At 62.5% G+C, this 7,181-nt stretch carries 4 protein-coding genes and 1 pseudogene; 2 read left to right on the top strand and 3 right to left on the bottom strand.

All coding sequences use genetic code 11. The features are described 5' to 3' along the window. The first annotated feature begins 199 nt into the window (after positions 1-199). Both ACO1BU_RS35180 and ACO1BU_RS35185 read left to right on the top strand, forming a co-directional pair. On the top strand, positions 200-736 hold the full coding sequence (locus ACO1BU_RS35180; RefSeq protein WP_424140549.1) for a hypothetical protein: 537 nt from the start codon (positions 200-202) through the stop codon (positions 734-736). A gap of 37 nt (positions 737-773) precedes the next feature. Further along, positions 774-1,417, top strand: a pseudogene (locus ACO1BU_RS35185) (IS5 family transposase); the annotation flags it as partial. 682 nt (positions 1,418-2,099) lie between these two features. Here ACO1BU_RS35185 and ACO1BU_RS35190 read toward each other — a convergent pair. From ACO1BU_RS35190 to ACO1BU_RS35200, 3 genes are read right to left on the bottom strand one after another with little or no spacing between them, the layout of a single operon-like run. Then, positions 2,100-3,212: an ABC transporter permease gene (locus tag ACO1BU_RS35190; protein ID WP_424140550.1), complete on the bottom strand. Its 1,113-nt coding sequence runs from the start codon at positions 3,210-3,212 to the stop codon at positions 2,100-2,102. Positions 3,213-3,214: 2 nt separating this feature from the next. Further along, on the bottom strand, positions 3,215-5,995 hold the full coding sequence (gene rbbA / locus ACO1BU_RS35195; protein WP_424140551.1) for a ribosome-associated ATPase/putative transporter RbbA: 2,781 nt from the start codon (positions 5,993-5,995) through the stop codon (positions 3,215-3,217). 5 nt (positions 5,996-6,000) lie between these two features. Then, entirely contained in the window at positions 6,001-7,041 is a 1,041-nt protein-coding gene (locus ACO1BU_RS35200; RefSeq protein ID WP_424140552.1) for an HlyD family secretion protein, read from the bottom strand. Between the last annotated feature and the right edge of the window lie 140 nt (positions 7,042-7,181).

Below are 7,181 nucleotides of genomic sequence, written 5' to 3' on the forward strand. Positions count from 1 at the left end.
CTGCCAGTTGGGTCCGCCGCCGGATGGCGCGAGCCCGTGACAGGTGGCACCTGGATGAGGTCGCACTCAGGATCAACGGCGTGGCGCATTGGCTCTGACGTGCCGTCAATCAGGTCGGGATGGTACTCGACGTGCTGGTACAGAGCCGACGGACAAGCAAGCGGCCAAGCAACTCCTCTGGAAACTGCTAAGGCAGCAGATGCGACCACCACGGGTCATGATCACGGACAAGCTGGCCAGCTACGGTGCCGCGAAGAAGGACATGATGCTCTCCGTCGGGCACCGGCAGCACATGGGGTTGAACAATCGGGCGGAGAACGTCCTTGAGCCGACACGACGACGAGAGCGACAGCTGGAACGGTTCAAGTCATCGCGCCAGGGCAGCGCTTCCTCCCGGCCAACCACGGGATCAATAACCTCCTTCACCTCCGGCGCGACATGGTTACCGCCGACCAGCACCGTGCAACCAGAACGCGTACGTCCGAAATCCGGGCAGACGTCACGGGCTGCGCCGCCGTGGCTCGAACTCTTCCTCTCCATCGTCCTCCTGCACGCTCCGGCCGCCTTCAGCAACAACAACTCGACGGTGCCTTACCGACCATCCGTGAGCAACCGCCCGACGACCCGCCCTGGCGGTGCGCGGGTGATGCCCTTTCAACAGAAAGCGTTCGCTCGACAGATCCGGGCCCATGAGTATCCGTCCGGAAACAAGGTGAGTCATCTGAATCGGTTGTGACTGGCGTGAGATAGCGCGAGCCGGGAGAAGGGTGGTCATGTGGACGCCCGAGAACCGGCCGAAATACGACCGCAGCAAGCTACGCTACCCGAGCGATCTGACCGATGAGGAGTGGTCGATCATCGCATCCCTGATCCCGCGCGCGAAGCGCGGCGGCAACAAGCGGACGGTCGATGAGCGCGCTGTGGTCAACGGGGTCATGTACATCCTGAGCACCGGCTGCCAGTGGGCGGCGCCGCCGAAGGACCTGCCGCTGCGGAGCACGGTGAACGACTATCTCCGGCGCTGGGACGCGGTCCGGACGCTCGATCACATCCACCACGCGCGTTACGTGCTGTGCCGCGAGCAGGTGGGACGCGAGGCCAGTCCGACAGCAGCAATCATCGACAGCCAAGGCGTCAAAGGGGCGGAAAAAGCGGGCGCTGCATCGACCCGTCCGACTACGACGCGGGCAAGAAGAGCAAGGGCAAGAAGCGGCATGTCCTGGTCGAAACCCAGGGATTGCTGATGCAGGCCATCATTCACGCCGCCGACATCCAGGACCGCGATGGCAGCGTGCTGCTGATGGGCTCGCTGTTCGGGCTCTACCCATTCCTGCTGAAGCTCTACGCCGACAGCGGCTATCAAGGTCCCAAGTTCCAGGCCGGTCTGCGTGCCGTCTGCGGCCAGATGGACTCTGAGACCGGATTGATGCGGATCACGGTCAGGCACCTGGCCGCAGTGAAACTGTGACCTGTATGTAAATACGACTACCTGCAGCGGGATGGTGACGATGAAGAAACCCGCAGGTAATGCGGCATTCTTCCGTGTGGCTGTCCACGAGTTGCCAGGTCTCACCATTGCTGTTCTGCACAACGTCGGTACCGTCGCCCAAGTTCCGCGCGGCAAGCTCAGCCCCAAGCGCCTTACAAAGGAGGCCCCAGAGTATTGCGTGCCGCACCGGACTGGGTAGCGTGCGGCGATTGTCGTTCGCTGAGCGGCTCTCCATGGTCGAGCTCCCTTCGTGTACGGTCTGCCTCACGACTTCTCTCGCGTTTTCCGTCGCGACACATGTGACTGCGGAGGAACTTCAAGAGCGACAGCGGCTCCCTTCGTGCCACCTACAATGGTCTTCACCGACGCGTTCCATTCTTTCTTCGCCATTGGCGCGCTGCTCCTCCCTGTTCCGTCTCCAGGCTCGCAGCCGAGGCAGGTACAGGAACAACGCTGAGCTCGCTGCGATCAGCAAGAGGGCAATGACAAACGTCGCCACCCAGAAGCTGATATCGCCTTCCGCAACGAGCCATCGCATCTGCCCCAGCGGCGAATGAGTGACCTAGCCCTGCATTTCGCGACCCCGCCATCGCTCAGCAGACCCTCGCCGTCACCGCAGGAATTCTCGAAATCGCCGTAGCGAAAAGGCAAAGAGCACAGATCCGATCAGCGCCATCGCCAGAAGCTGTGGCCAAACCACAGACAAGCCGGCACCCCGGAAGAGTACGGCCTGCGCCAACATCACGAAGTGTGTATTTGGCGCAGCATACATGATGATCTGAATGATCTCGGGCATACTCTCGCGCGGTGTCACGCCGCCCGAGAGAACCTGCAAAGGCAGCAACACCAGCATCAGCAGGAGGCCGAACTGCGGCATCGAGCCTGCGACCGTGGCCAGGAAAATGCCCAGTGAGGTTGTTGCGAAGAGTTGCAGCACTGCTCCCACGAGGAACAGTGCGATCGACCCCTGGATCGGCACCGCCAGAATCCCCTGGACGACAACGGTGAGCGAAAAGCCCGTGGCAACCAGCACCACCAGCCCCATCGACCAGATCTTGCTGACCATGATTTCGGTGGCCGTCACCGGCATGACCAACAGGTGCTCGATCGTGCCATGCTCGCGCTCCCGAATGAGCGCGGCTCCGGTGAGGATGATCGACAGCATGGTCACAGACGAGATGACGTTGGTAATGGCCCCGAACCATCCCTTGTTAAGTTCCTGGTTGAAACGGGAGCGGAGGTTCAGGTCGATTGGAACCGACGCTCCTCCGCGATAGCCATTCAGGAACTCACTGATCTCGCCCGAAGCGATCGACTGGACGTAACCGCCTCCGGAGAAAGCCTGGGTCATCCGGGTGGCGTCGACATTGAGCTGGATAGTCGGTGCGTGGCCGGCCAGGAGATCGCGTTGGAAATTTGGCGGGATGTCGAGGGCGAAGGTATCCAGTCCGGCATCCATCCGGCGGTCCATCTCCGACTGAGAGATGATCCGCGGGATCGCGAAATAGGGTAGGTTGAAAGCCGTGATGATGCGTGCAGAGACGGGGGATTGATCCTCGTCGACGATCGCGATCGCAGCTTGGTTGAGCGTCTCCGGCGTCGACTTCGAGGCAGTATAGATCGACAGAGTAAAGGCGTAGACGATCAGCACGAGCAGCATGGGGTCGCGGACCAAGCCCCGCAGCTCCTTGATTCCCAGTTGCAGAACGTTCTTGATCTGCATGGTCAGCGAGCCTGCTTGCGGAGCAGCATCGCCCCCAGCAGAAGAAGGACCGGAATGGTGATGAGCAAGGGCACAAAGTCAGCCCACAGGTCGCCGAATCCTAGCGCCTTGGAGAAGGTACCGCGGGAGATCGTCACGAAATAGGTCGCGGGATAGATCCGTCCGATCAGCGCGCCCGCCCCCTGCAAGGATGAGACAGGATCGATCATGCCGGAGTACTGCACGGCCGGGATAAGGGTCAGCAGCGCGGTACCGAAGATCGCGGCGATTTGGCTGTTCATGAAGGTCGAGATCACCAGGCCCATCGCCGTCGTGATGACAACATAAAGGAAAGCAGCCGCAGTGAAGGTCAGGAAGCTGCCGGTGAATGGAACCTGGAAGATGAAAATCGCCACGGCGGTCAACATGGCAAAATTGGACATGGCCAGGGCGACATAGGGGAGCTGCTTGCCCACCAGGAATTCCAGGCGTGTGACAGGGGTCACGTAGAAGTTGATAATCGATCCGAGCTCCTTCTCCCGCACAACGCTGAGCACGGCCAGCATCGCCGGGATCATCATGAGGAGCAGCGGAATGACGGCCGGCGCCATGGCCACCAGGCTCTGGATATCGGGATTGTAGCGGTACCGGACGGCGAGCTGGAAGCTCCCCAAGGCAGCGGCATCGCCGTGGAGCTGCCGGGCCTTCTGGGTCAGCCAGCTCTGATGCACGCCCTGCACATAGCCGCTGACGGTCTCAGCTCGGGAGGGCATTGCGCCGTCGATCCAGGCCCCGACTTCCACCGCGCGGCCGCGGGCGACATCGCGCCCAAAGCCGGGCGGAATCTCGATGGCCAGGCTCAGCTCGCCATTGCGCATCCGGCGATCCAAGTCGGCATAATCGGTGATCGGCGGCTTCTCGGTAAAATAGCGGGAGCCGGAAATCTGCAGGGTGTAGTCACGACTGACCGTCGTGTCATCGCGGTCGAGCACAGCAAACGAAAGGTTCTCGACATCCATATTGATGCCATAGCCCATCACGAGCATCAGGATCACGCTGCCGAGAATGGCCAGGGTCGCCCGGATCGGGTCCCGGCGTAGCTCGAGGGATTCACGTCGCGTATAGGCGAACATCCGGCGGGCGTCGAAGATCCGCCTCCGATGCGTCTGCCTGGGAGATGGCGCCGGGTTCTGATCGCGGCGCTGGACGGCAGCTGCCTTGGGTTCGGATCCCGTAGAGGCCCCTGTCTCCCGAATGGCATCCTCAAGATAGGCGATAAACGCTTCTTCGAGAGTGGCCGCGTCGCGCTTCTTGATGATGGCCGCCGGCTTGTCGCTCACAAGGACCTTTCCGGCATGCATGAGGGAGATGCGGTCGCAGAGCTCGGCCTCGTTCATGAAGTGCGTGGAGACAAAAATCGTCACCTTGTCCTTGCGGGACAGGTCGGAGAGGATCTGCCAGAAGCTGTCGCGGGCGATCGGATCGACGCCTGAGGTCGGCTCGTCCAGGATGAGGATGTCCGGTGCGTGAATCATCGCCACGGCCAGGGAAAGACGCTGGCGGATGCCGAGCGGCAGGGAATCCGGCAGTGCCTCCGTGACCTCGGCAAGATCGAAGCGCGCGACCATCTCCTCGATGCGCGCCGGAATGCTGACGGGCTCCAGTCCGAAGAGACGGGCATGCAGATCGAGATTCTGTCGCACGGTCAGCTCGGTGTAGAGAGAGAACGCCTGCGACATGTATCCGATGCGACGACGGGCCGCCATGTCATTGGCATCCACCTCCTTGCCAAAGAGCCGTGCTTTCCCCTCCGTGGCGGACAGGAGGCCGGTCAGCATTTTCATGGTGGTGGACTTGCCGCAACCATTCGAGCCGAGGAACCCAAAAATTTCCCCCCGCCCGATGCGGAAGCTGACATCGTCGACGGCCGTAAAATCCCCGAAGCGCATCGTGAGATGCTCGGCTTCGATGGCGATCTCGCCCTCCCCATCGGCCCGTGGAGGAATGACCACCTCCTGGTAACCGCGACGCCGTTCCTCCGGCAGCAGCGCGATGAAAGCAGCATCGAGGGTGGCAGCGCCGGTTTGCTGACGCAAATCCTCGGGGGTGCCGGTAGCCAATACCTTGCCACCGTCCATGGCCACCAGCCAGTCGAAGCGGCCGGCCTCCTCCATGTAAGCCGTTGCGACGATGACGCTCATGCCCGGGCGGTCCTGGCGGATCTCGTCGATCAGTTCCCAGAACTGGCGGCGTGACAGCGGGTCGACGCCAGTCGTGGGCTCATCCAGGATCAGCAGGTCCGGATCGTGAATCAACGCACAGCAGAGTCCGAGCTTCTGCTTCATACCGCCGGAAAGCTTGCCAGCCGGCCGTCCCACGAAGGGCGAGAGGCCGGTGCTGCGCAGCAGGTCGGCGATCCTGCGCTCGCGTTCCCGTTTGTCGTGGCCGAAGAGGCTTCCAAAGAAATCAACGTTCTCAAAGACGGACAGGGTCGGATAAAGGTTCTTACCGAGGCCCTGCGGCATGTATGCGACGCGAGCGTAGATCGTACTCCGATGATCTGACCTGGCGATATCGCCCCCCAGCACCTCCACCGTCCCGTCCTGTACCGCGTGAGCGCCGGACACCAGCGATAAGAGGCTGGACTTGCCGACGCCGTCTGGCCCGATCAGTCCGACCATCACGCCGGAAGGCAGGTCGAGATCGACTGCCTCCAGGGCCTTTGTCTTGCCATAGCGCAGGGTCACGCCCTCGATCCGAACGACGGGCGGCGTTTCAGCCCCCCTCTGCTCAACCGGTTCCATGTGACTTACTGCACCAGCTGACTGTTCAGGCGGGCTGGCCATTCGGCCTGCGGATCCAGCCGGACATAGGCCATGCCCGGCAGTCCAGTCTTCACCTGCCTGATGTAGCGCTGCAGCAGCTGCGGCGAGATTTGCGCCCGGATCCGGAACATCAGCTTCTGGCGCTCCTCCGCCGTCTCCACGGTCTTGGGGGTGAACTGCGCCACGTCCGCGACATAGCTCGCTGTAGCGGCAATGACGTATTGCGGGGCGGCATCGAGGATGAGGCGAATTTCCGTCCCGATGGCGACGCGTCCGGCCTGCTCCGTCGGCAGGAAGAAGGTCATGTAGACGTCGCCGAGATCGACCAGATTGAGGACCCGCCCACCGGCCGAGAGAACCTCGCCGGGTTCGGCCACGCGATACTGCACACGCCCCGCCCGAGGCGCCACGAGCGTGCTGTCATTGATATCGGCCACGATACTCTCGATGGAGGCCTTCGCGGCATCCACGGATGCCTCGGCATCGACGACCTGGGCCCGGGCGGCATTGATAGCAGCTTCCGACGCGGCCAGTTGCGCCTGCGCCGCGCCGACAGCAGCCCGCGCACCCTGGGCCGTCGCTCGATTGTCGTCGAGCGTCTGGACAGAGACCGTGTTGGAGGCCGCCAGCTGCTCGGACCGCGCCAGCCGTCGGCTTGCCGCATCGAGTTCAGCCTGCCGCTGCGCAACCACGGCCACAGCTGCTGTGCGCTCTGCCTCGCGTTGTGCCACAAGGCTTTGAGCCGTGCCGATACCGATCGTTGCCCGCTGCAGCTGCGCTTCGGCCTGGCGCCTTTGCGCCTCGAGCTGCATGGTGTCCATTCGGGCGAGTACCTGGCCAGCCTCGACGAAGTCACCCTCTCGCGCCAGGATCTCACGGACCCGGCCTGCAGTCTTGCTTGAGACGTCGATCTCAACCGCCTCGATGCGACCGTTTCCGCTCGCGACTCCTTCGGGAAGACCGCTGCTGCCCAGCTTTTTCCAAGCGAAGTAGCCTCCGCCGGCGGCGATCACAGCGAACACCACCAGCAACAGGCGTTTACGGTTTGCTGTCATTGCCATTCAGGCTTGGCCCCATCAGTTTCCGCCAGGGCGAAGGACCACGCCTGACCTGTCTCAATTGACTGTCTGCTGCTCTCACGAGCGGCTTGCCTTCCTGGCGCGGC

This window comes from Roseomonas chloroacetimidivorans, assembly GCF_049629625.1.
Lineage (GTDB): Bacteria > Pseudomonadota > Alphaproteobacteria > Acetobacterales > Acetobacteraceae > Roseomonas > Roseomonas chloroacetimidivorans.